Source organism: Rhizobium arsenicireducens (genome assembly GCF_964021225.1).
The window spans coordinates 1,684,921-1,708,203 of sequence record NZ_CAXHYK020000001.1 but is presented as its reverse complement, the minus strand read 5'-3'; the positions used below and the strand labels follow the sequence as shown (position 1 = coordinate 1,708,203).

34 protein-coding genes are annotated in these 23,283 nt (G+C 60.7%); 21 read left to right on the top strand and 13 right to left on the bottom strand.

Annotated features, from left to right (window positions below; genetic code table 11):
* Positions 1-176: 176 nt before the first annotated feature.
* Positions 177-554: a hypothetical protein gene (locus ACWPVA_RS08425; RefSeq protein ID WP_454287261.1), complete on the bottom strand. Its 378-nt coding sequence runs from the start codon at positions 552-554 to the stop codon at positions 177-179.
* Between the two features lie 78 nt (positions 555-632).
* Positions 633-1,427, bottom strand: coding sequence for a hypothetical protein (locus ACWPVA_RS08420; RefSeq protein ID WP_454287260.1), 795 nt, complete (start codon positions 1,425-1,427; stop codon positions 633-635).
* A 101-nt stretch (positions 1,428-1,528) separates the two neighbouring features.
* Here ACWPVA_RS08420 and ACWPVA_RS08415 point away from each other — a divergent pair, with 101 nt between their 5' ends.
* Positions 1,529-1,735, top strand: coding sequence for a hypothetical protein (locus ACWPVA_RS08415; RefSeq protein WP_454287259.1), 207 nt, complete (start codon positions 1,529-1,531; stop codon positions 1,733-1,735).
* On the opposite strand, the gene ACWPVA_RS08410 is transcribed toward ACWPVA_RS08415, so the two are convergent.
* The 11 genes from ACWPVA_RS08410 to ACWPVA_RS08360 form a co-directional block, all read right to left on the bottom strand.
* Positions 1,716-2,174 (bottom strand): hypothetical protein, encoded by a 459-nt coding sequence (locus tag ACWPVA_RS08410; RefSeq protein ID WP_454287258.1) that lies wholly within the window; start codon positions 2,172-2,174, stop codon positions 1,716-1,718. The two genes, ACWPVA_RS08415 and ACWPVA_RS08410, sit on opposite strands and share 20 nt — an antisense overlap.
* The gene (locus ACWPVA_RS08405) at positions 2,174-3,022 is read right to left on the bottom strand and encodes a hypothetical protein (protein WP_454287257.1); all 849 of its coding nucleotides are present in this window, start codon (positions 3,020-3,022) and stop codon (positions 2,174-2,176) included. The genes ACWPVA_RS08410 and ACWPVA_RS08405 overlap by 1 nt, the downstream gene beginning before the upstream one ends.
* A gap of 11 nt (positions 3,023-3,033) precedes the next feature.
* Positions 3,034-3,579 (bottom strand): hypothetical protein, encoded by a 546-nt coding sequence (locus ACWPVA_RS08400; protein WP_454287256.1) that lies wholly within the window; start codon positions 3,577-3,579, stop codon positions 3,034-3,036.
* Between the two features lie 5 nt (positions 3,580-3,584).
* On the bottom strand, positions 3,585-4,304 hold the full coding sequence (locus tag ACWPVA_RS08395) for a hypothetical protein (protein ID WP_454287255.1): 720 nt from the start codon (positions 4,302-4,304) through the stop codon (positions 3,585-3,587).
* 1 nt (position 4,305) lies between these two features.
* Positions 4,306-4,608, bottom strand: coding sequence for a hypothetical protein (locus ACWPVA_RS08390; RefSeq protein ID WP_454287254.1), 303 nt, complete (start codon positions 4,606-4,608; stop codon positions 4,306-4,308).
* A gap of 71 nt (positions 4,609-4,679) precedes the next feature.
* The gene (locus ACWPVA_RS08385; RefSeq protein WP_454287253.1) at positions 4,680-5,864 is read right to left on the bottom strand and encodes a hypothetical protein; all 1,185 of its coding nucleotides are present in this window, start codon (positions 5,862-5,864) and stop codon (positions 4,680-4,682) included.
* Positions 5,865-5,879: 15 nt separating this feature from the next.
* Positions 5,880-6,275, bottom strand: coding sequence for a hypothetical protein (locus ACWPVA_RS08380; RefSeq protein ID WP_454287252.1), 396 nt, complete (start codon positions 6,273-6,275; stop codon positions 5,880-5,882).
* Between the two features lie 23 nt (positions 6,276-6,298).
* A complete protein-coding gene (locus ACWPVA_RS08375; protein WP_454287251.1) occupies positions 6,299-7,411 on the bottom strand; it encodes a hypothetical protein in 1,113 nt (370 codons plus the stop codon).
* 97 nt (positions 7,412-7,508) lie between these two features.
* Entirely contained in the window at positions 7,509-8,747 is a 1,239-nt protein-coding gene (locus ACWPVA_RS08370) for a hypothetical protein (protein WP_454287250.1), read from the bottom strand.
* A gap of 30 nt (positions 8,748-8,777) precedes the next feature.
* A complete protein-coding gene (locus ACWPVA_RS08365) occupies positions 8,778-10,244 on the bottom strand; it encodes a hypothetical protein (RefSeq protein WP_454287249.1) in 1,467 nt (488 codons plus the stop codon).
* Between the two features lie 10 nt (positions 10,245-10,254).
* On the bottom strand, positions 10,255-11,952 hold the full coding sequence (locus ACWPVA_RS08360) for a phage terminase large subunit family protein (protein ID WP_454287248.1): 1,698 nt from the start codon (positions 11,950-11,952) through the stop codon (positions 10,255-10,257).
* Between the two features lie 200 nt (positions 11,953-12,152).
* Here ACWPVA_RS08360 and ACWPVA_RS08355 point away from each other — a divergent pair, with 200 nt between their 5' ends.
* From ACWPVA_RS08355 to ACWPVA_RS08260, 20 genes are all read left to right on the top strand, one after another.
* Positions 12,153-12,626 carry a hypothetical protein gene (locus ACWPVA_RS08355; protein ID WP_454287247.1) on the top strand — a complete coding sequence of 158 codons (474 nt, stop codon included), beginning with the start codon at positions 12,153-12,155 and terminating at the stop codon, positions 12,624-12,626.
* Positions 12,616-14,361: a bifunctional DNA primase/polymerase gene (locus ACWPVA_RS08350; RefSeq protein WP_454287246.1), complete on the top strand. Its 1,746-nt coding sequence runs from the start codon at positions 12,616-12,618 to the stop codon at positions 14,359-14,361. Before ACWPVA_RS08355 ends, ACWPVA_RS08350 begins: the two co-directional genes overlap by 11 nt.
* A gap of 19 nt (positions 14,362-14,380) precedes the next feature.
* On the top strand, positions 14,381-15,025 hold the full coding sequence (locus ACWPVA_RS08345) for a DUF5906 domain-containing protein (RefSeq protein ID WP_454287245.1): 645 nt from the start codon (positions 14,381-14,383) through the stop codon (positions 15,023-15,025).
* 358 nt (positions 15,026-15,383) lie between these two features.
* A complete protein-coding gene (locus ACWPVA_RS08340) occupies positions 15,384-16,130 on the top strand; it encodes a hypothetical protein (RefSeq protein WP_454287244.1) in 747 nt (248 codons plus the stop codon).
* 211 nt (positions 16,131-16,341) lie between these two features.
* Positions 16,342-16,743 carry a hypothetical protein gene (locus ACWPVA_RS08335; protein WP_454287243.1) on the top strand — a complete coding sequence of 134 codons (402 nt, stop codon included), beginning with the start codon at positions 16,342-16,344 and terminating at the stop codon, positions 16,741-16,743.
* A gap of 369 nt (positions 16,744-17,112) precedes the next feature.
* Positions 17,113-17,343, top strand: coding sequence for a hypothetical protein (locus tag ACWPVA_RS08330; protein ID WP_454287242.1), 231 nt, complete (start codon positions 17,113-17,115; stop codon positions 17,341-17,343).
* Between the two features lie 433 nt (positions 17,344-17,776).
* The gene (locus ACWPVA_RS08325) at positions 17,777-17,998 is read left to right on the top strand and encodes a hypothetical protein (RefSeq protein ID WP_454287241.1); all 222 of its coding nucleotides are present in this window, start codon (positions 17,777-17,779) and stop codon (positions 17,996-17,998) included.
* Complete coding sequence (locus ACWPVA_RS08320) at positions 17,995-18,210, top strand: hypothetical protein (RefSeq protein WP_454287240.1); 216 nt, start codon at positions 17,995-17,997, stop codon at positions 18,208-18,210. Before ACWPVA_RS08325 ends, ACWPVA_RS08320 begins: the two co-directional genes overlap by 4 nt.
* The gene (locus tag ACWPVA_RS08315; RefSeq protein ID WP_454287239.1) at positions 18,207-18,473 is read left to right on the top strand and encodes a DUF6197 family protein; all 267 of its coding nucleotides are present in this window, start codon (positions 18,207-18,209) and stop codon (positions 18,471-18,473) included. The genes ACWPVA_RS08320 and ACWPVA_RS08315 overlap by 4 nt, the downstream gene beginning before the upstream one ends.
* Before the next feature lie 36 nt (positions 18,474-18,509).
* Positions 18,510-18,668 carry a hypothetical protein gene (locus tag ACWPVA_RS08310; RefSeq protein ID WP_454287238.1) on the top strand — a complete coding sequence of 53 codons (159 nt, stop codon included), beginning with the start codon at positions 18,510-18,512 and terminating at the stop codon, positions 18,666-18,668.
* A gap of 116 nt (positions 18,669-18,784) precedes the next feature.
* Positions 18,785-19,003 (top strand): hypothetical protein, encoded by a 219-nt coding sequence (locus tag ACWPVA_RS08305; protein WP_454287237.1) that lies wholly within the window; start codon positions 18,785-18,787, stop codon positions 19,001-19,003.
* Entirely contained in the window at positions 19,003-19,347 is a 345-nt protein-coding gene (locus ACWPVA_RS08300) for a hypothetical protein (RefSeq protein WP_454287236.1), read from the top strand. The genes ACWPVA_RS08305 and ACWPVA_RS08300 overlap by 1 nt, the downstream gene beginning before the upstream one ends.
* On the top strand, positions 19,344-19,532 hold the full coding sequence (locus ACWPVA_RS08295; protein WP_454287235.1) for a hypothetical protein: 189 nt from the start codon (positions 19,344-19,346) through the stop codon (positions 19,530-19,532). Before ACWPVA_RS08300 ends, ACWPVA_RS08295 begins: the two co-directional genes overlap by 4 nt.
* Positions 19,529-19,786 (top strand): hypothetical protein, encoded by a 258-nt coding sequence (locus tag ACWPVA_RS08290; RefSeq protein ID WP_454287234.1) that lies wholly within the window; start codon positions 19,529-19,531, stop codon positions 19,784-19,786. Before ACWPVA_RS08295 ends, ACWPVA_RS08290 begins: the two co-directional genes overlap by 4 nt.
* Positions 19,786-20,079, top strand: coding sequence for a DUF6197 family protein (locus ACWPVA_RS08285; RefSeq protein ID WP_454287233.1), 294 nt, complete (start codon positions 19,786-19,788; stop codon positions 20,077-20,079). Before ACWPVA_RS08290 ends, ACWPVA_RS08285 begins: the two co-directional genes overlap by 1 nt.
* A 142-nt stretch (positions 20,080-20,221) precedes the next feature.
* The gene (locus tag ACWPVA_RS08280; protein ID WP_454287232.1) at positions 20,222-21,541 is read left to right on the top strand and encodes a hypothetical protein; all 1,320 of its coding nucleotides are present in this window, start codon (positions 20,222-20,224) and stop codon (positions 21,539-21,541) included.
* A complete protein-coding gene (locus tag ACWPVA_RS08275; protein ID WP_454287231.1) occupies positions 21,541-22,389 on the top strand; it encodes a M28 family peptidase in 849 nt (282 codons plus the stop codon). The genes ACWPVA_RS08280 and ACWPVA_RS08275 overlap by 1 nt, the downstream gene beginning before the upstream one ends.
* Positions 22,386-22,754, top strand: a complete 369-nt coding sequence (locus ACWPVA_RS08270) for a hypothetical protein (protein WP_454287230.1) — start codon at positions 22,386-22,388, stop codon at positions 22,752-22,754. Before ACWPVA_RS08275 ends, ACWPVA_RS08270 begins: the two co-directional genes overlap by 4 nt.
* Complete coding sequence (locus tag ACWPVA_RS08265; RefSeq protein WP_454287229.1) at positions 22,732-23,064, top strand: hypothetical protein; 333 nt, start codon at positions 22,732-22,734, stop codon at positions 23,062-23,064. Before ACWPVA_RS08270 ends, ACWPVA_RS08265 begins: the two co-directional genes overlap by 23 nt.
* A complete protein-coding gene (locus ACWPVA_RS08260) occupies positions 23,061-23,258 on the top strand; it encodes a hypothetical protein (RefSeq protein WP_454287228.1) in 198 nt (65 codons plus the stop codon). The genes ACWPVA_RS08265 and ACWPVA_RS08260 overlap by 4 nt, the downstream gene beginning before the upstream one ends.
* Positions 23,259-23,283 lie beyond the last annotated feature (25 nt).

Below are 23,283 nucleotides of genomic sequence, written 5' to 3'. Positions count from 1 at the left end.
AAGGGCTTCATCCACTACCAACCGGAACGTCTCGTAGTCCTGGTGGCAGTGGGCCATCTTCTCCTGGGACTTCAAACTCACCAGGGTGGTCAGGTCGTTGTGGGAGTGTGACCAGTACACTTCGTCCAGGAGGCTGGGGCGGACACCCAGCGTCCAGATAATGGAGTCCCTGAAGGTCAGGCTTCCAAGCCAGCCAGCGAAGACTTGAGGCCCTCTAGGACGTCTTTGTTGGCTTCGACCTGGCGCACCATTTTGCCCAACGATCGCACGAAAAAACTCAGAACGGCCTCCGTGGACCAATCCAGAACTGCTTCGATGTCGGTGATGGACATGTCGAGGTCGTCGATGTCAGCGACCGGTGTGACGATCTTGCCGCTCGGCTTGCGCACGGCGAGCACGGCCTTGAGAACCCCCTCGCGGAGGTCGTCGTCGATCGAAATCGTGGGGGCAACTTCAGGGGAGCCCACCAGCTTTACCAGCTCGTTGAGCAGGCCATAGGACATGAAGAGGTCGAGGTCTTTGCCTTCGAATTTAACGGTGAGTTTTTCGGACATAAGTGATCCTGTGTTTGAATGAAATACGCCTCAGACATGTGGTGTCTGAGGCGCATAGTTACAAGACGTTTTGGACGCTTAGCGGTTGAAGAGAACCGCGCAGGCTTCGGCGTATTCCGAGTAGAACGGATCAGTCGAAACGCCCGAGTAGGGAGTGAACTCGAACGGCAGGTTGCCGAAGTTGTCCGTCTGGAAAGCGACACCCAGACCCTTGGTGATCTTGATCTTCGGGAGCAGGATCGTGAAGGGCGCATTGTCCTTCGGGAGCAGGCCGACGATCTTGGCAGCGAACTCCGGCTGGACGTCCGTGGCACCGACGTCGACGCGCTTGACCTTGCCAATACGGGTACCGATCGGGAAGAGCGAGGTCACCGCGGGCTCGTAGCCGGCGGCGAGCGTGATCGTGGTCTTGGCCGTCGCGAAGACGACGGATGCGACCTTGGCGATGTGGACCTTGTCGTCCAGGCCGTTCTGCATGAAGATGTAGTCGCCGGTGGCGAGCAGGAGCGAAATGTCGGTCGACACTTCGATCGCATTGGCCGCGAAGGCCGAGGAGGCCAACCACATCGTCTCGATCGAGTCGAACGACACGCCAGAGGCGTCGAGGCCGGCGGCGTAGCCCATGTTGCGGAGGGTGTACTCGTAGACTTCCATCGAGCACTTGACGCCGTCGCTGTTCTTCACGGACATCACGACCGAGTTCTTCACGCCCTGGGTCAGTTCGACGTAGGTCGGGTCGGCGGTCATCTGGAAGTTCTTGACCAGGCCGAGGGAGTGTTCGGCCGGGTTCAGCTTGTGGAGATCAGCAGGCGGACCGACCATGACGGTAGCCGTGGAGAGAAGGAAATTTTTGGTCTTTGCAGCACCGGCCATGTGGGGTGTTCCTCACTGTTCAAGAAGGAGTTTCGTCTCTTGTTTAGATGAGGTGTTGACCCTATATTTGCTAGGTGATCAATGAACCATAATGGTGTGAAATGCGTCGCTTCTCCACGAGCCTTGATGACGATCTCTATGCGCTGCTTGAAAGCCGCGCCGAACTCAACCGCCGCTCCATGAACAAGGAATTGGTCTTCCTTCTGGAGACCGCCCTGGCTTCAGAACACGGGGAGAACCTCGACATCCTCCGGACCCTTATGATGGCCTCCGGAGGTGTCTCGGCCCTCAACCCCGCGCCGTCGTAGGATCGATAATCCCCTGACATTGAACAAACTGAAGAGGGCGGGCATCCGCCCTTGTCATTGGGAGCACCACGGTGCCATCGACGATGTGGAGCCAGCCGAGCTGCTCGGCCGTTATGCGGTCGCAATAGGCGATCTGCAGCCCTGGCCGCAGCCGGCGGAAAGCTTCTCCCACATAGTTCCGCAGCCGGAACAGATTGCCATCATCCCCGAAGGTCGAGATGCCCAGCGTGAAGGAGAACGAGAAGACCTCGGGCTCCTCCTCGGTGATCGTGATGGCGGTCGTGCCAATTAGGTCAGTCTCGGGAAGCTCATGGATGTTGGCATGGGCCTCCCAATCGATGAAGGTGATCGTGCTCGCCGGGTAGATCAGCCGGCGGTTGTCGATAATCTCATTGGCCAGGTTGACGCCCGACCCCCAGAGGTTCTCATAGATGTTCATCAGAGCGTCCCCTTGATGGTGCGGTTGATGGTACCAGCGACGAGCCGGGGTATTCGGTTGAGCACCCAGTAGGTGAATACCGGCTGCAGCAGCGGGCGATGGGTTTCACCGCGGCCCCTCAGCTTGTCTAGGCTGGAATTGGAGATCCCCAGACTGCGCTCGAAGAGCATGCTCGGATCGAAATCACTGACATCGTTGTTCTTTACACCAGGCAGGTATCGAACGGCCATCCGGGGCAGGAACGTGAGCTGCAGCTTGCCCATCTTCAGACGGGAGGCGTGGCCCCGGTAGATATTGTACCGCTTGGCCTGGGTCTTGATGTACCCGATCTTCACCGTTCCCGTCTTCTGGACGATGTTCGAGGCCAGTGACACCAGCTCCGTCTTCAGCTTGCCGGTGTGGATGAAGTGTCGCGAGGCCTCGGCGGTCGAGCGGCGGGACAGCGGCTTCACGGCGTAGCGCTTCTTCTGGATGGTCCGGTAGTGGAGGGCCTGCCAGCTGATCGATCCCCGACGACCTTCCATCTCGTCGCGCCGGTAGGCGTTCGGATTGACTGCCGGTAGATCCCGCTCATCCCAGTTGAACCAGACCTGCGTTGGAGATCCCCGATCGCCGCTGCTCTGGCTGGACTTGGTCCCGACCATGGTCTTGCTGGCGAAGTTCAGGGCCTCGTTGATGGACCGCGAAACGCGGCTGTCGAGGCGCTTCTGGAGCGCCACCACATCGACCGATGTGTTCTCCTGCGCCCTGTCGGCCAGGTCCTTTCCCAAGGCCTCGGCGAACTCGAAGGCACCTTCTTCCATGCTGCCTTTTGCGACACCACTGTGGTTGCCCACTTTGAAGGTCATCGTCAGGCCCATTACTGAAGCTCCAGGAGATAGACGCCGCGGACGACGCTGACACGTTTCACGACCATGTTGTCCACGACGTCGTTCAGCTCGAACTTGGTGGCGGAGAAAGCCGTGAAGGCCTCTTCCTTCACCCTGATGGTGGTGTCGGCCGCTTCCCGGTTGACCCGCTCCAGCAAGATCCAGACCAGGCCCAGGTTGGCCCGGCCCGTGCTCTTCGGCAGCTTGGTCAGTGTGTCGATCGCCGTGGTCTCCCGCTGCCAGGTGGCGTGGCGGTTCATGGGTATGAGCATGTGGGACCGGTACTCAATGACGTTGCGGGCAAACGAGCCGTCATGATCTGCGACCAGGTAGCGCCGGCCGAGCACGTCCTGGATGACATCGAGCGTTTTGATCGGGCTGTCGTTCAACACCCGCAGCAGCCGGCGGGGGAAGCTGAAGTCGTAACCGATCAGCTTGCCCTCAAGGTCGGGCTCGATCGTTCCGAAGAAGGGCAGGCCGTCCTCCCTCCGCATCTTGCTGTTGAAGCGCAGGCCCGCGGTCTTGAGACTCACCATGAAGACTACCCCGTGATCGCGTCGATGTTGGCCGTGGTGAGGAAGAGCGAGACCGTGGTGGTGCTGATGACCACCAACTCGTCGAGTGCTTCCTGGTAGCGCTTCTCAGCCTCGATCTTGAGCTTGTCGAGTTCCTTGAGATCGACGCGGCTGAACTCCTTGACGCCATTCTTCTCAGACTGCGCCATCCGCTGCTTGGCTGAGGGGAGGACATCCAGGACCGCCCGCATGCAGATGAGCGTGTTGGCGGAGAGTTCATCCGTGGTGCCAGATACAAGGGCCGTGCCGAGCGCCGCTGTGCCCATCACCTTCTCGACTGCCAGGTAGGCGCTGAGAAGGTCGATCGCATCGTCGGGCATCTCGTGGACTTCAATGCCGATGAAGGCGCGGACGGTCTCGGACGTGACCGAATAGGCCAGCTCGGGGACGACCCGGTAGGCCTGGGTCACCAGCGCCTCCGCGCCGCCGACCGTGAACTTGGTGGTGAGGGTCCGGCGCTCAAAGCGGCGCCCGGCGCCAATGTTATGTGCGGCCGAGGGAATGTGGATCTGGACCTCGTAAGTCGTGTCCGTGGTGGTTTGGGGGACGTCGATCAGGCCGGCGACGATTGCGCCAGCCTGATCCCTGAGGGTGTAGGTCACGGACCCGACATCGGGCGCCACCGGCAGGTCGCCGGTTGCGAACGCGATGGTAATCGCAGCTGGTGTGCTCCCGATGATGTCCATGTTACTTGCCCCGCTTCTTGGTCACTTCGACTTCGGTGACCTTGGTGGCCGTCACCGGACCATAGGTCTCGGCGAACGAGGCAATCGCCAAGACGCGATCCTCGGACGACAGCCAGTATTCCTCGAAGTCCTCGTCGGTGGCCTCGTCGTTGAGGTCGGCGAGCTTGACGATCTGGTTGAGGGCAATACGTGCGTCGATGAACGGGGTGCGAGTAGCGACGGACGGGCGGTGGGAAACGAGCGTCTGGCCAACAGACAGGTCCATCAGCATGAACTCGCCAGTGGTTTCGAGCAGCATCTTCATGTCGAGATCTCCTACAAAAAGACCCATCGCTCGCGAGGAACGATGGGCCAGGGTTCTTGTCACACCAGGGCTTAGGCGCCGTAGGTGAAGACCGAGCGCGTGTCGCCAAAGTTCAGCTTGTAGCCGGCGTTGGTCGTCTTCACGACCGTGACCGACTGGTTCTCGATGGAGCGTTCAGACTCCTCGATCTCCGAACCTGCCTCGACGAGTTCTTCCATGGTGTCACCCTTGGAGAGACCGATGAGGGAGGTCGCCGAAGCTGCGCTGGAAACCACGAAGTTGACCGTGCCCTGGAGCAGCGGGATGCCACCCAGCTGGAAGCCCTGGCGGGCAACGATGTCGGCGTCCTTGTCACCAGCGGCGACAGTCGGAGCAGCGAACAGGTCGAGCCAGTCGACGTAGGCATCCCAGTTGCCGACGACGGTGTCGATCGGAACACCGGCCTTGGCGCGGTTGATGAGCCACTTGACCAGGGCGCGACGGCCGATCTTGCCGGCGGTGGCCGTGGCATCGAGCGAAGCCTGGGTGACGACACCAGCGGCGGCATTCACGCCATCGCCGTTCACCAGGATTGCCGTAGCTGCAGCAACCTTCGACAGTTCAGTCTCGCGCATCATGCGGACATGATACGGGGTCATGAGGTCGAGGCGGGCGCGGCGACCGAACTCGTAGGAGTAGCGCAGACCACCACCGTGCTTGAAGATCCCGACCGAGGTCTGGCTGGTCTTGATCGTGCGAACCGGGATGCGGCCCAGCTCGGCGACGGCGCGTGCCGTCTGGTAGTCTTCCGCCTTGTCGTCGACGACGGTCGAGATCATCTCGTTGCCGGCGATCGTGCGGGACTGCGAGATCATTGCAGCCGCGCTTTCGAGCTGGTTCTGGCGGTACTTGAAGCGGACCATGTCGTCGATCACTTCCGGGAAGAGCGCCCGGGTGCCAGCGTAGGTCTGGAAGGTGTCCGAAGCTGCATCCAGGACAACGCCCTGGGCAAAGTCGTCACGAACCGGGAGGTTCAGGAACGACAGCGAGGCTTCGTAGCCCGAGAGAACGCCCTGGGCATCCATATACCGCTCGGGGTTTGCCGAGCTGCGGACGTCGATGGCGAGGGTGAGGAGATCACGCAGGTTGAGGCCGAAGTTCTTGGCCTCCGCGATCAAGGCCGAGGCGCCGGCCTTGCTCTCAGCCGGGTTGGCCGACAGCAGGACTGCAAGGGTTTCAACCCCACGGCGCTGCACTTTGGTAAGGGACTCAGTCATGTGGGGTTTTCTCCGTTAAACTTTGACGACGATGGCTTCGCTGCCGATGACCTGGGCGACGAAATTCTTGCTATGGTCAGCGGCGGCGGCCTTCTTCACTTCACCGGCGCCGGCGCCGACGACGGTGTCACCTGCGGCGACAACTTCACCGGCCTTGATCGGCAGGGTGTTGGAGAACTGAAGGGCAACGGTACCGATGAGCTGGCCTTCGACCTTGCGGTCTTCGACGGTTTCGAGGCGACCGATGATGGTCTCTCCGTCTGCGGCGAGCTTCACGGTGTTGGCAGCGGCGCCGAAGGAAACGGCCTTGCCGCGGTCGGCGGCAGTGATGCCGGCCGTCAGGGTGAACGTCAGGTGCGCGGCTTCAAAGTGAAAACCACGAAGGCTGACAGTGCTGTGGGTGATAGCCATTGATGTTTATCTCCGTGGCGGGTTTATCGTGCCGACCGGAAGGCCGAGACGTTGGGGGCCGAGACCGACTTCAGGTCGGTGATCGTTTCTTTCGAGGTGCCACCGGGTGCGATCGTCAGCACGGCGGTATGCTCGGTAATCACAGCGGCCAGCTCAGTGACCGTTTCCGGTACCTGGACGTCGAGCTTGCCGGCCTTGGTGAGAACGGTCTTGGCAGTTGCCTTCAAGGCCGCGAGGGCCTCATCACGCTCGCCGGCGGCGAGGGCGACTGCCGGGTTGTTTGCGGCAGCAAGCTGGGCGGTCAGCTCGACGATCGAGGCATCACGCTCGGCAACGGTGGCAGTGAGGGTAGCAACCACGACGGTCGATGCGGCGAGGTCGCGCTGGCTGTTGGTCAGATCGACGGCCTTGGACGTCAGATCAGCGACGAGGGTGGAGAGATCCATTTTGGCGGTTTCCTTGGATGTTGCGGTCAGTACGAGGGAGTTCGGGTCCATGCCGGACGCAGCAAGGCGATCCAGCGAGGTTCCGAAGTGCGACCGATCGCGAGAGACGATCCGTGCGTTCTGGGCGCCGCCCTGGCCGACCAGGGACATCTCGAAGAACTTGTCGAGGCCAACCATCTGGGCGTAGACGCCGTTCTTGCCGATCTGGTTGCCGTCGTTGTCGAGGCCGGACCAGATGTTGTCGATCGTGGCGTCATCGCCGAAGTAGTCAAAACCCGAAACGGAATTGAGCATCTTCTTGGCGAGCACCGAGACCGAGACCTGGTCGACGGTCCCGGCTTCGATCTTTGTCGCCTCGGCGTTCGCCGTAGGGTCGAGGAAGAAGAGCACACGCAGTTCGGACTCGATGCCCATGTCGACCAACTCACCATGGAAGACCCGGCCGATCGGCAGGGGCTCGCTGTCGTGCTGGATCTGGACCGGGCGGGACTCGCGCCTCAGCTCAGCGGCCATTTCGAGGAGAAATGTACGATCGGCGCGGGCGCCAAAATAGAGCGGATGCTGCTTGCGGACGGGTAGGGTGTTGAAGGCGATCGCCTCATAGACACGCAGGGCATCGAGATCCTGACCGGCTCCAATCGAGGCGGTCAGGAGATCGCGGATGCGGGGGGTCTTTTCGATCTGCTTCATGTGAAAAATGGTTCCCGTAGGTTCCACTGAAAGATGTGGTCTCACATGAAGAAGTTCAATTAAGGAATTGAACCGTAATGATTAACTGTGACTCACTTCAGAACCACTCGGTGAACCGGGCCCGTTGACCGAGGGTGGGGTGATGGATGAAGCACTCGACCGCCTGGCGGTTGATGTATCCGTTGCGATCGTGCCAACCGTCCGGCGCGGACGGTGATCGGACATACTCGATGTTGAGCTGCTGACCCTCGATCATCGGCATACCAGTGATGAAGGCGGTCATCCCGTTGTGGTCCTTCTCTCGCAGCATTGCGAACTCCCCCCTGGTCTTGCGGATCTTGTGGTGAAAGTGGTGCAGGAGCCAGTAGAGGTTCAGGCACTCCGAGATGTGTTCTCGAGCCTCGGTCACCATCAGGCCATAGAGCTTTTCTTCCTTGGCGCCATCTGCGTGGGTGAGCCCAAACAGGTTGCGCTCGAAGCGGTAGAACTTGCGGTGGCGCTCGGACAGATTGTAGTCGGTGGCCCGGACCCGGTTGTTGGTCCGCAGCCGTCCGGCGACAGCCTGGGTCAGCGTCCAGCCAATAACCCGATCGTGGTTTGACATGCAGTGGATCAAGTCGACATCAGCGACCGCGGATGCCTCATTGATGGCGATCTCCAGCGCGGCCCCGGCGTCCTTGAAGCCCTGGAAGATCGTGCCCTCCGAGTCCTGGAACGTGCCGCTTGTCGTGGTAGAGATGGTGTTGTCAACATGGAGGATGTCGTTGCCCATGACGAAGAGGACACGAGCGATCCCCCAGGGTTTGGCCATGCGCAGAAGGGCCTTGGTCCCCTCGATTACCCGATGCCGGGCGATCTCCCGGTTGTACTCATAGCCCGTCTCCGAGTTGACGCAGAGCTTGAGGAAATGGACGTCGGCGAGGTCAATGATCAGCAGGTGTTCACCCGTGGTGATCTCCCGCTGGGGGAGGTGGATCAGGCTGCTCGGCGTATCACGGACAGTCTCCCGCACCAGGTCCAGCACGGATACCTCTGAGCCGGTCTTCGGGTTCTTGACGAACAGAGAATAACCATTGCCCTGCTCATCCTTGGTGATCTTCCAGAAATGCGAGAGGTTGTTCGGGTCCCGGATACCCCCAGCCGCTGCTGCAGCGAGGATTTCAGGGGCGTGCTCAGAACCGGCCTCCTGGAGGCGGTCAATCGCAGCATCATACCGGCGTCCGAAGGTCCGAGGTGGCAGTCCCAGGGCCCGGGCGGCTCCCGCCTTGGTCCCCACTTTGGCAAATGCTTCGAGGGCTTCGTTCGCCAGTGCGTCAGATAGACGGGGCTGTTTCATTCTGGGTCACTTTCTGGGTAGGCGCTATCGTCAAGCGCTTACCTGGTTGGACTTGGCCATCTTCGAGCCTTCCGGCGCCAGAGCGCGGCCGAGGGGGTCATCATTCGGGGAGATCTCGTCGGCGCGGCTTCCCGCACTTGGTGTCTCGCCGAAACCCGTACCGCTCAGCGTCGGAGCGCCGGCCGGTGGGAGGCGGTGGTACATTTGGAGGTGGTACTCCAGGTCGCTGATGAGACCGAGTGAGAGGTCAGCCTTGAGGCGAGCAGCACGCATCGTGAGCTGGGGCTCGAGTTCAAGCTCAGGGCGCATTTCACCGCGGGCAAATGACACCTCGGCGAACCCCTGGTAGCCATCCTGATGCAACATGAAAGAGAACACGTTGCTCAGGATGGCTGACACAGGCGCATTTAGCTCGTCCGCGTTCATGGCGGCGATACGTGCCTCCACGGAACCCGTATTCACTCCCGACGCGCCACGCCCGATGACCGTGGCCATGGTCTTCAGACCGGCCTGGTTCTGGGCGTTCAGGGTTTCGATGACCTTGCTGATATCGATGCCGGCGCCGGGCGACTTCTCGTTCATGATGCCAGGCTCGATCGAGTCCATGTGGACGAAGGCCGTGTCGGCCCGGATGTCCTGGATCGAATTGCGGATCTCCGACATGCGGAGGTTGATCCACTCGGTCTGCTTGGCTTCATCCATGCGGATGTTCGCCGGCATGTTCTTGCGCAGCACTTCCTCGACGACCGTCACCTCCAGGCGTGGATAGCCGGTGTATTGCATGATCCGGTAGAGGTCGTTGATCACCTGTTGGCGGGCGGCGATCGTGTTGATGGTCGAGACGAACGGCGAGTTCGAATAGATCTTGGTCGGGTTCTGGCGATAGAAGGCGACGAAGAACGTCGGGATGTCGAGGTTGATGCCACCCTGGACGCCCGACACCTTCTGGCGGGGCTTGTAATCGCCCGGAGTCTTCTCGAACCACTCGATCGAATTGAGGTCGATGTTGCGCAGGTCACTCGGCACCATCTTCTTGTCCATGATCAGCTCGACGGCGGCGCCCCCGCGGAGCAGCACCATGTAGCGGATCTCCTCGCACCACTGCTCCATGTTCTGCTTCATCTGGAAGCCGAGCGTGTAGTCCGTGGGGACGGTCATGAACTTGAGGCGCTGGAGGAGCGACTTGGTAGCCTCAGCATCGATCTCGCCGTCCAGATCCCGGACGAGCGTGATCATCGTGGTGTTGGCCATGGTCAGGTAGGCCGACACGGCAGCGGACACGTCCGGGTCATTCTCGAACAGGGCGACCATGAGGGTCCGGCTGTCGTCTGCCTGCCTGGACGAGAAGATGTCGGTCAGGTGTTCCTGATAGGTCGGAGCCGTTAGGATATTCTGGCTCTGCTGCGGGCTGAAGGTGCCAGTATAACCCTGGCCACCACTCTTTCCCGCCTTCTTGGGGGTGATAATCGAGAGCAGCGTCTTACCCAGACTGGCCATGAATTAATTCCTAGATTTGCCCTAGAGATATGGTTCTCTGACCGCGCTTCTGCAGCCCCATCAGTGAACCGTTGCTCATCGGAATGACTACGTTTGTGGCTTGGACTTCGGTACGGTGATCCACTTCCTTCCAGTCGATCGCCGCGACGACGCGAAGCGAGAACAGCAGGTAGCCAAGGGAGTGGAAGAAGTGATCGTTGCCAGTCAGCTTCTGCCACCGGGCGGGCATCTCTTCCTTGGTACGCTCGTTGACCTCGTGTTCCAGGCGGACCATGTCCTGCAGCTGGTCGAGGATCAGGCGCTGGTTGCGGCCATAACCATAGAAGTCGATCTTGCGCTTGCGGACGGCGCCGGCCACGGCATCCAGGATCATCGTCCGGTTGCCTCGAACGTGAGACAGTACCTCAAGCTCGTCCTTGACCAGTTGCACCGATACCGCGCCGGCCGCGCCGGCATACTCGACCGGCAGGATGCGCCTCTGGGACATGTCGCGGATCTCGTTCGACAGCGGCGTGTAAGGATTGCGGTCGATGCAGCCGGTGATGACGTTGTAGGTCTGCAGGATGGTCCGCACTTCGTCGATCAGGTTGTCGGCCGATACCTGGCGCCAGTCGAACACGACCGGGTACGCCTGGCCGAGCTTGGCCAGTGTGATGTGGCAGGTGAGGCCGACGTCGATGCCGACAGCGACCGGTTCGCCGTTGCCGACGCCGACCGTGCCTTCGCCGCGCATGACCGCGAGGATGTCGACCTCGCTCAGGCGGGCGTTGGCGTCGTTGTAGGCCTGGCCGAGCACCGTGTTGTACCAGCGGCGGAGCGCGTCCTTGGCCTTGTACTTGACCAGCTGGTCGGTGATGTAGCTGGGCTTGGCCAGCTTGTGGACGCAGAACGGGCTGACCCGGTAACCCCTCGTGCGCCGGCCGGGGAACCGCGGGACCCAGGAGCGGAGCGACGGATCGGCGGTGTTCAGCCGCTTGCCGCAGCTCTCGCAGCGGACGTAGGAATTTTCCAGGTCGATCCGGTCAGCCATGTCGCTGTCGATCTCGGACAGGTCGTTGAGATCCGACGACAGGCCGGGGATCGTGATGAACTTCGGCGTGAACTCGGGGATGTTGTAATGGTTGCAGGCCTCGCATTTCAGCACATATTCGTGCTGGTCCGAGGTGTTGAACCCCGCATGGATGCCGTAGCCCTCAAAGGTCGGTGTCGAGAAGCTCTGCGTGATCTTGTAGTCCGAGCCCTGGAGACGGGACTGGTAGAGCGCCAGCATCTCCTGGTCGGCCAGGTCGATTTCGTCCTGGAACAGCGCGTCGGCGTCGATCGATGTCGCGTCCGACTCCTTGCCGCCGGTGAAGAAGCCGAACGACTGGTTGATCTGGTAGAGCCCGACCGAGCGCACCGGCTTCTCGGTGGAGGCCATGTTGAACACGGGCTCGGAGCTGATCAGGGGGCCGAAGCGGGTCTGGGACACGCGCTTGTACATGATGTCGGTCGGCAGCGAGAAGATCGCCTTGACGGCGGTGGTCCGGGCGAGGAACGCCGCGAACTTGCGGAGCTGCACTTCGGTCAGACCAATCTGGGAGCACTTGATCACGTTCATCGACGGGTGCATGTCGTCGACGATCTGCTGCTGGAACTCATAGCCGGCGAAGCTGAAGGGCTTCTTGCGGAGCTTGGTGTTCGTCACGATCCAGTCTGACATCGACATATTGATCGAGTCTTCGGCAAACTGCCGTCGGAGTTGTGAGCGAAAATCGACCAAATACTCGTTTGAAATCATTGGCCTGAATATGGGGACGCGACGAGTGTTTTACAATCTCGGCGAGTGTGTAGTACCTACTATCGCCGATCGTGCGTTGTCAAAGTAGGTCTCATTTTCTACATAGGTCTCAACGAATGGAGCACCCTATGAACGCCAAGTATTTCCCCAATGTCAGCGAGGATCAGGTCCTCCTGATCAACCGAGTGTTGCGGAGCATCTCCGAAGATCCGGCTTATCTTGATGCCCCCGAATGCACCTACAGCACGATTGTCAAGGACTTTTTCAAGGCCCGCGGCGCTTCAACCCTCGGTGGGTCGAAGGATCTGTTCGAGGGTGATCCGGTGGTGGCCGTAGCCCATCAGGTCCAGGTGCTGATCAACGATCTGGAGCGTTTCGGCCAGGCACTGGGCGCCGGGGAGACCAGCGAGAAGCTCCAGTATTTCAAGACCAAGACCGTGCTGCTCGAAAAGCTCCTGACCCATCTGGAGCGAGCCGCCAATCTGAAGCAGATCAACGAGTTCCGCTCCACGGTCATCGCTTTCATGGACGAGATCCTGACCAAGGATCAGATCACCATCTTCATGCGCCGCATTGACGGAGTTCTCAGCAATGACCAGTAACATTTTCGCCGACCACGCCAAGCTCTATTGGGACGCCGGCCTACCTGCCATCCCGCTCATTTACGAGAACAAGCGCCCGGCGATCCCCCGCTGGCAGATGTATTCGGACGCCTTCCCGACCGCCGGCGATCAGCAGGGATGGCTGCAGGCGTTCCCGAGCGGCAATATCGGCCTGCCCATGGGTCCGTCTGCCGGCCTCGTAGCCATCGACGTCGACTCCGAGGACCCTGCGGTCCTCCAGGTCCTCGATCGCGTCCTGCCGCCGTCCCCGTGGCACCGTGTGGGCCGCAAGGGTCGTGTCCAGATCTATAAGTGGAGCGGAGAGCGCACGGCGCGTATCAAGCACGAAGACGGGACCATGATCTGCGAAATCCTGTCGAAGGGCACGCAGTTCGTTCTCCCGCCGTCGATCCACCCGGACACCCACCTGCCTTACACGGCGGACGGCAATCTCTGGGAGGTCGCCAAGAACGCGCCGCCGCTGCCGATGGACTTCGAGAAGACGCTGAAGCAGGCGCTCCGCGAAGCAGGCATCGCCGTGTCGACCGGTGGGGGCAACAAGACCCTCAACTTCGTGCCGTCCGGCGCCCGTGACAGCACCATGGTTTGGCATGCTGGTCTGCTGGCCCGCGCCGTTCTTCGCGGCGAGCGTTCGCTGCTCCAGGCACTGGGCGAAATGTCGGCCTGGATCGAGAACTTCGTCGAAAGGGTCGTCGGCGATCCGGTCACCGTGCAGAAGGGCCAGAACAAGATCGTCGAGTTCCTGATCCGTGATGTCACGTCGGAGAGCAAGCGGGCGCTGCCGCTCGGCTGGGACGAAGGCATGACCTCGGAGCAGCTCGACGAGCTGGGCCTGCTGTTCACCGAGGACATGCAGTCCTGGTCGGTGCAGAAGGTGCTCGATTATCTGGCCATGGAGTTCGAACGGCACCCGGAAGTGCGGTCCGAGGGTCGCAATTCGGCGATCAACGTCGCCCTGGACCGGATTGTGCGGTCAAATCCGGTCATGGGTCCCCTCGAAGAGGCGACGATCCTGCGCTTCATTATCGGCCAGGCTAAGGGTGCTTTGGCCCTGACGGACCTGAAAAAGCAGCTTTTGATCCTCCGCCGCGGCGATATTCTCGGCGAAACCCACTCCGAGCTGGCCGAGGCCTGCCTCAACTTCCTCCGCGTCTACGGGGACATCCGCTATGACGCCAGCAGCTTCTGGCAGTGGCGCGGCGCGGCCTGGGTCCGTTGCTCGGAGCAGGAATTGCTCAAGCTCATCGCCGAGAACTACGGTTCGTACCCCGCCGGCCGCAAGCAGAACGACCACAACGGTGTGCTCAAGGTGATGAGGGCCCTGGCGGCGGCGCCGCTCCGCAGCTCCTACTCGAAGGGTGTCAATTTCGCCAACGGGTTCCTGACAGAGAAGCTGGAGCTGGTTCCGCACTCGTCCGAGTTCGGCATGACCTACACGCTGCCCTACCGCTACATGCCGGAAGCCGCTGGGCACATGCCGATGTTCGACCAGTTCCTCAACGATGCCTGGTCCAAGGATGCCGACTATGGTGACAAGCTCGCAGCGCTCCAGGAAATGCTGGGCGTGTCCCTGATGGGCCGGGCGCCGCAGTATCAGAAGGCTTTTCTGCTGTTCGGCCAGGCTGGTGCCGGCAAGTCGGTGTTGGCCGCGATCATGCGGGGGCTTCTGCCGCTCGAGTTCGACGACGGCGATCCCACCGACAGATTGGGGTGATCGGTTCCTGCCGGCCGAGATGTTCGGCAAGATCCTGAACTTTGCCGGCGAGCTTTCGGAAACCCGGCCTGTTCCGGGCGACGTGTTCAAGAAGGTGATCTCGGGCGAGGACCTGACGGTCCAGTACAAGAACCAGAACCCGTTCCACTTCGAGCCCGAGTGCGCCCACTGGTTCAACTCGAACCATCTGCCGAAGACCCGCGACAGCTCCGAGGGTTTCAATCGCCGCTGGCTGATCCTGGAGTTCAACAACCGGATTGCGCCGACCAAGCAGATTGCCGATCTGGATCAGCAGATCCTGGAGCATGAGCGGGAGGCGATCGTCGCCTGGGCGATCCAGGGTTATCGCCGCCTGGTCGACCTGGGGGCCTATACCATGCCGGCTTCGCATCTGGCCCTGGTCGACCAGATGGCTGCGGACAATAATTCGGTTCGGGCGTTCCTGACGTCGCCGGGCACGGTTCTGAAATGGGGTGCCGAACGTCACATCTCGCTTCCCGAGCTGCACACCGAATACTGGCGCTATATGCTGGCCACCGGCGGGCAGGCGAGGGTCAACGTCTCGAAGTTTGCTTCTCTGATGAAGGAATTGAGTGGTGATCGGCCCTTCTACATCGAGATACGGGGCAAGAACGAGGTCTTCTACCTCGGGTTGGGGATCTAAAAAAAGGGCGCCTTCGGGCGCCTTTTTCGTTGGTGGGTAGTACCCACTAGCGGGTTTGATCCTCGACTCTTAATCGGGAGTCCGGTTAGGGGTTTGTCAGCCGGGTGATAGCACCCAAAAAGTCAAAAAATTCCCAGGAGTTTCTCTGACCCCATTGTCCTAACACCCTGATCTACAAGGGATAAAAGCCTATATCCCTTCATGGAAAACGATATGGCATAGCGTTAAGTTTGGATTGTCCCGAACGGAGGGGGCGGGGAGGCAAGGGGATGGGCCCCGAGCCTGCGGCGGACCTGTAAGGTCCGGCCACCCAAGAAATTCTGCCCCCGCGGGGGCAAAAAAGGAAAAGGCCGATACTATGACTGACGTACTCAACAATTCGACTTCGCTCGCCACGGTTGCAACTGGCTACAAGGTTTTGCATGTTGCCGCCCGGATCATGGACATGGACGTCGACGCGCAAGGCGACGGCAAAAATGCCGCATGGCGCCGCTATTTCGTCCTGACTGTCATGGCAACGATCAAGGCCGTGGATCGCAAAGGCCTTGCCCGCATGGTTTTTGGGCAGGACGGCAAGCCTTCCAAGACGTTTGGCAATATCTTTGCGCTGGCTGTTTCGGCCTATGCCGCAATGGCAACGCCTGAGGAATACAACGAAATCCGGGCCATGGGCATTGATGATGCTTACAAGGCCTTGATTGACTTGCTCGACCGTCACATGTCGATCCTTTCGGTTGCTGGCAAGAATGAATATGCGAAGTTCTGCATGTTTGCGACGGCTGAGCAGGCCGCGACCCACCGCTCACAAATCGCGGCAAATGCGGCAGAGGCCGCAGCGGACGGCGAGCCCGAAGCCGCAGCGGACGGCGAGCCCGAAGCCGTGGCACAGGTCGCGGCCGCAAATCAGCCGGAACGGACGGCCGCACAAGCTGCAATCGCGGCTTTGCATGAAGCTAGCCGCGACGATCTGATGTCGGTTGCAGCGGCGATTGCAGTTCGCCTCTCGGTTGAGGATTTGCGGACAATGGCGGCCGATCTCGCCGCAATGGTCGCAAACATCGACGCCGCCGCCACTGCCAAGGCCGCGAAGAAAATCGCCGCATGATGGAAAGCCGCCCCGCAAGGGGCGGCACCCCCACTTTCTCAAGACCACACGCCTGACCGCGCCCGCGCCTGACCGCGCCCGCGCCCGCGCCCGCCCGCCCGCCCGCCGCGTGCATTGGACGCGAGACCAAAGTCAAAAAGCGCCAGCGGGGTGTGTTCAAAAACCGCCCCCGCGGGGGCAAATCGAAATTCAAATTCAAAGGTCTAGATCCATGATCCTCGAAACGACAAATCCGAAATACGCCCAGCGCGCCCAGTTCTGCGGCACCCGTATCCACTATGAGCGCGTCGAGCCCCAGGAATACGACGGCCTGGGCGGGGGCCAGTGGTCACGCGAGGTCGCCAAGTCGGCGGATTTTCGCGAGCGCCATCCGATCCACGAACCCGAGCCCGAGTTGCCGGTCGTGTCGATCGGTTCGTCGATCTGGGTCGCGGATGAAAAGCCCGATGCGCCGCTGTGGTTCGTCATCGATCGGGTCACGGGTGTGACTTTCGCTCGGGTTCGCGGATCGCTGCCGTGGATCGTCTCGCAGGTAAGGCTCGTGGCGACCCAGCTGGGTGGCTCTGCAGCCGATCTCTATTACCGAAAGGCGCCGATCCATGATTATGCTTGAACGCGCCCTGATGGCCGCTGTGTGCCTCTGCCTGGGCTTTGCCATGGCGGTCCTTGCCGCCGGGAGTCCGCCGGTATGATGATCGAGTATTTCTACCTCGATCGGGAGGGCCGAGAGTTGGGATCAGTGATGGCCCACTCGTTTCGCGATGCCCATGCGTGGCTGAGCGGCGAGGGGATCACCTACCATACCGTTTCCACCCACCAGCCAAGACAGAAGGCGAGGTGGAAGCGGTGTACCAAGTGGAACGCCTGAGCCACGATCGGTGGCTCGTCGAAGACCCGTGGGCCCGCAAGGAGCGCGTGGTCAATTCAGAACTGAGAGCCCACCTGATCGGTATCGGGTGGTTCTTCTGGTGGAGATGAGACGATGTTCAATATCGCCTACGTGTATGCCGGCGTGGTCAAGCACTACTGCGCCAAACCGTGTGATCACCAGACGGCCGAAAGGACCCTGCGCGATTTCAAGCGGCGATATCTGAACGCCGATGGAACCGGCCGGGTCTATCCGAACGGCAAAGGGTTCTATCCGATCAGCAATCCGCGGATCGTGGCTGATCGGCGGGGGAACCGGCGGGGGGAACCGGAACCGGAACTGTGACTCTGGGCCAGTCGTGGTTCGGGGTGATTGGAACCCTGGGGGTGATTGGAACCGGAACTGTGACTCTGGGCCAGTCGTGGTTCGTGTTCATGTTCGGGATTGATGGCCAGTAGGTGTCGTGGGAGCAGCGACAGTATGTACGATATAAAAAAGTTCCATGCACAGACCTCATTTTCTCTCTATAAGTAGTATTTTTTTCTTCTCTTTCCCCTTAGAAGAAAAAAGACAGTATGTACTATACTAAAAACTTCCAAGGGGTCGACCACCCCCTAATTTTTGAGCTTCTGCTCCCACCACCTGCTGGCTATAAACCGCCATAGCGGCCCGCTGACGGCCTCCAGGCCCGCAAGCTACCCCTACGCCAAACAACCCCTCGAACCGAACCACGCCCGAGCCTCGACTCGCGCAGCCCCTGTCCCATGGAGACCGACCCATGCAGATTTTCGTCACCCACGCCAAACCCGTGATCGAGTGCATCCGGTGCGGCATCCAGGTTGAAGCCGGCAACATGTCAATCGGCCACTGGGTCCACACCATGGATGAAATCCATCGGATCATCGCATCCCGAATGCCCGAAATCCCTGTCGGCTGGTCTTCCAATGGATGGAAGGGCAACCAGCGCGACCTCCGCTGCAAAGGATGCACCGCACCATGACCATGAAACTCTCCTCCAACTTCGCGATCCTCGACGTAGAGGCCGGCCGGACCCAACTCGAGAAGCACTTCGCAACCAGACCCCCGACCGGACCCTGCCCGGAAGCGTTGCGGATCCCGATCACGATCACCGGCTACATCGACTACCCCTGGGGCCGCAACGACGGCACCAGCCAGGAGTTCGCCATCGTGGTCGAGAGCCTCACCACATGATCCACAAGGCCCTCGACCTGATCCGCGACCCGGACAATTGGACCAGGCAAACCAGGGCCCGCAACGCGGCCGGCAACCCCGTCCAACCCGAAGACAAATCCGCGAAGTCCTTCTGCTCCATCGGCGCCATGTATCGGGTCGGGATGAACCTCCAGGAGCGCCGGGCTGCAGCCGAGCTGATCCACCCTCGGCTGCAGCAATTCAACGACACTCACACCCACGCTGAAGTGATGGAGGTATGGAACCGTGCCCTGCAAAATTAACCTTCCCTCCAAGCTCTCCGAAGCGATGATCCCCGCATGAGCTACTTCATCGCGTTCAAATCGCTCCACGGCTGGAAGGCAATCGACCGCCGCCTTCATCCGCTCCCACCGATCGTCAAACCACCGCTCAAGGTGTTCGACGCCGACCATGAACCGGGCCGCTCGATCCTCAAGGGTCGGCACGGGTTCGCATAGACCTCGGGCATTCCGCCCCTGGAAGGAGGACCACCAAATGCTCAAGTGATCACAACGGGTTACGATCCCCTCTGCCACATGCGGAGGGAGATCACTAACCCGCTGGAGATACCCCCATGAACACCGCGATCGAGTTCGTCGAACACTGGATCACCGACCTGAACGACAAGCTGCCGGACTTCAAGGAACTGGTCCAGATCCTCAAATCCCTGCCTGATGATGAAGCCAAGGTGCTCCTCGAAGTGATCACCGCCACCTGCGACGGCGACAGGGGTTATGGCTCGGTGGCCAACGCGGTCCACTATGACCAAATCCAACTCAAGAGGATCCTCTGATGAACAAGAAATTCAACCACCTCGTGTCAATCGGCTTCACCGTGGTGTCCCATGACGCCAAAGGTGAAGACTTCACCCCCGAGATGCTCAAGGCGGCGCTGTTGAAGCGCATCAACACCCTCAACGACTCCGAGTGGCTCGAAGCCGTTGAACCTCCCATGGACAGCTATGGATACACCATCATTCCCGAACATGAGCCCTACGGTGAGGGCAACGGCTGGGATGATTGCACCGACGCCGAGGCCACCCAGTGGTGCATCTGGACCGAGGGGCAGGGTGGCGAACGGATCGAAGCCTTCGACAGCCGCGTTCTGGCCGAAGCCTATCTGGAGGACATGATTTGAAACTCCGACCCATCCTCAACACCAAGCTCGGCCAGTGGCGCATCTGCCACGACCAGTGGTGCGAGCGCGGCGAGACAAGCATCGTCGCAACAATCATGACAACCATGAACGAGAAGGCTGACGGCATGTTGGCCCAGCTCATCTGTGACCGCTTCAACTCCTTCGAGGAAACACCACCACCATGAAGATCACCTTCAACACCGGCCGGCATTACACCACACTCGGCCAGGTTATCACCGCTGAAGTGCATGAGGGCCGCACCCTTTTCAAGGACCACAGCCGGGGGATCTGCGGTGAGATCCAGGGCGTCCCTCCCTCCTACAAACCCGGGCTCTTCGCCACCTGGATCATGGGCCGGTATGACCGGAACGAATACCGCATGTCGACCGACGCAATAGGCCTCGACCAGAGCGACACCATCCACAATGTGAGGATCTGATGTCCGAAGCCAAAGCACTCCTGACCAAGGCCCTCGAACTGATCCGCGACCCGGATCACTGGACGCAAGGTCAGTTCGCCCGAGACGCCGCGGGACAAAAGGTCAGTATCAATAGTCCCTCCGCGACGTGCTTCTGCTCGATCGGCGCCGTCCTCGTCCTCGCCCCACCCACCAGCCTCGAGGACGAGGCCCTCCTGCTTCTCGAAGCCCAGCTCACCACCAGCATCGCCACCTTCAACGACACCCACACCCACGCCGAAGTCATCGCGGTCTGGGAACGCGCCATCCTCTAAAACCAGGACAATCGTCATGATCACTGTAACTGTGGCTACAACCACGGATTGCGAACTCGTGTCTAGCACTCCGGAAAATCCCAAGTTTGGAGCAGACGGGTGGGCCATCATGCTCAACCCGGAGGGTCGCATCGAGACCGCCATGTCCCAGAACGTAAACCTCCACAGCACCATGCGGGGCATCCACATCGTTCGGGTGCCCGAGGACCAAGACCAGAACGTCTACTACTGGGGCGAAGTTTATTCGGCCGTCAACACCGACGAGAACCCATGGCTGCATTACCCGTGGTTCCGCGACAACTTCCGGATCTGGGCCGAGCTTCTGCCCCGACCCTCCGAGACCCAGGAAGGCCTGGTTGCCTATTTCCAGAACGTCGAGAAGCGGGCCCGCCATATCCGGACACCAATCAAGCCCGGCCGCTTCCTGCAGAAGTTCTTCGGTCACATCCTGGACCAGGAGCAGATCAAGGAACACGCCCTGGAATGGTCCAACGCCCACGCTGTTCGGCCCGTCACGATCACCCAGGATGCCGCCGAGATCGAGAGCGTCTACAAGTCCGCTCACCACGGTTCCTGCATGCACTTCCCGTATGACGACTACGACGGCAGTGTCCACCCCGCCCGGGTCTATGCCGGGCCCGATCTGGGGATCGCCTACATCGGGGACGCAGATGAGAGTGAAGGTCGGACCCTCGTCTGGCCGGACAAGAAGATCTACCTCGGCAAGGCCTACGGCGACACCGACCGGCTCTTCGGCGCCCTCGACGCCGCCGGTTACTCCGAGGGGTCCAACTCGGACTTCACCGGCGCCCGCATCCGGCGCATCAGGCATGGGACACGCTACTTCGTCGTGCCCTACAGCGACACCCACAGCCATGCCAAGGACGAGGGGGATTATCTGGTCCTCTCCAACTATGGCTCCGTCGACATGCGCCAGACCGAGGGCATCAGCGGTCCGACACTTGTCTGCGATGACTGCGATGAGAGCATGGATGAAGACGACTCGAACACCATCGTGAACGGGAACCGGGTCTGTGACGGCTGCCTGGATTGTAACTATTTCCGGTGCGAAATCGAGGACGAATACTACCACAACACGGAACTGGCCCCCACGCCCGAAGAATATTCCGTGTCCAACCATGGGGCTCGCAATGACCGCAAGTGGTTCCGCTGCGAGTTCACCGAGATGTACTACCCCCACGCCGACTATACCGAGGTTGAGCTACCCAACGGATATACCTGCGTCGAGAGCTACGCCAAGGAGCATGGCTTCTACTGCGTCATAGACGAGACGTGGTCCCTCGAAATGGACGACGAGATCAAGCTCTCGGACGGAACCTCGATCGACACCAACTCGATCTCGGCCGAGGACCTCCCGCAGTGGCTCATCGACAAGAATGTGGTCCGGATCGATCCGGTTCACCCTGATCAACTCCAACTTCAACTTTCCGAGGCCGCATAATGTTCGACATGTTCACCTACAAGCGCCCCATGGGCTCGCCGACCGAGCAGGAGTTCGTCGACCGGTTCATCATGCCCTGGGGCTTCCAGCGTGATGACCACCAGAACCTGGTCCTGATCGTCGGCGACAACCCACGGATCTTGTTCTCCAGCCACGTCGACACCGTGCATCGCGAAGAGGGCTTCCAGAACCTGTTCTTCGACGGGCAGTTCCTGACCTCCGATGCCAGCTGCCTCGGCGCCGATGACACCGCCGGCGTCTGGCTGATGCTGGAGATGATCAAGGCCCAGATCCCCGGCGTCTACGTGATCCACCACGGCGAGGAGCGGGGCTGCATTGGCTCCCGCAAGCTGGCGATGCACAATCCGGAGTTCTTCGACTGGATCGACATCGCCATCGCATTCGACCGCGCCGGCTATACCGACGTCATCACCCATCAGATGGGCGCCCGCTGTGCCTCCGATGCCTTCGCTGCCTCGTTCGCGGGACAGCTGGGCCTCGGCTTCACGCTGAGCGATGAGGGCGTCTACACCGACACCAACGAGTACGTCGAGCTTGTCGCCGAATGCACCAACATCTCGGTTGGCTACCACGGGCAGCACTCCAGCCGGGAGAGCCAGGACGTTCCGTTCCTGCACTCGCTCCGAGATGCCCTGCTGGCTGTGAACTGGGACCTGCTGATCGTCGAGCGGGAGCCCAAGCTGGAAGAACCACCGCTCCTCGAACTGAGCATCGAAAGCCTCTGCGAGGACTATCCCGACGTTGCGGCCGACATCCTTCGGGCCTTCGGACTCAACGTCAATGACTTCATCCGCGAGATCCGCGACTCTTATGGGCTTGCAGCATGAACGTCGAGAACTTGACTATACTTGCGAACTACTTGGACACTCTTGAACCCAAGAAGTTCGACATGGGCGTCTATTGCCAGGACGAACATGGGGATTCGCTCAACATCTATACCCATGAATGTGGAACGGTGGCATGCGCCGCCGGTTCCGGCCCTGCGGCCGGCTTGCCCATCGACTTCACCGTCGACAAAGGCTGGGACTCCTACACCCACCGGGTCTTCGGTCTCGACCACCTGGACGTCGACTGGGCTTGGTGCTTCTCCGGTTTCTGGGAGCGCCTCGACAATACCCCGGCCGGCGCCGCCGCCCGCATCCGCCACCTGCTCAACGGAGGAGAGATCTATGACCCCGCAGTCCGTCTTTGACACCGTCTTTGACACCGTCACCCGGCACCTGCTGGCGCAGAATGCTATCTCCCACGATCCCGACCAGGACCTGTGCATGTACCGCGGACCCAATGGCCTGAAATGCGCGGTGGGCATCCTGATCTCGGACAAGGACTACCATCCCGAGATGGAGGGCAAGAGCGTCGACCAAATTGGTCTCTTCACCGAGAACCGCGAACTGCTCAACCAGCTGCAGGCGATCCACGACGGCGATGAACCGTCGCGATGGCGCCTGTGCCTGACAGACCTGGCCGATGAATATGGCCTGACCAAGGAGGCACTGGCATGACCCAATATCGCCTCGGCTCCTCCGAGGTCGTTTACACCCCGGGCTTCATCGCCTGGGCGATCAGGAACCACGACGCTGGTATCCAGAAAATCGTCGCCGACACCTGGAGCATTCCACCGGACGCGGCCCACGCGCTCCTCTCGGGCCAGGTCCCGCACCAGATCGAGGGCGACGTCGTGGTGTTCCAATGTTGAAGACCTACCAAGTTGTCGAACCGGT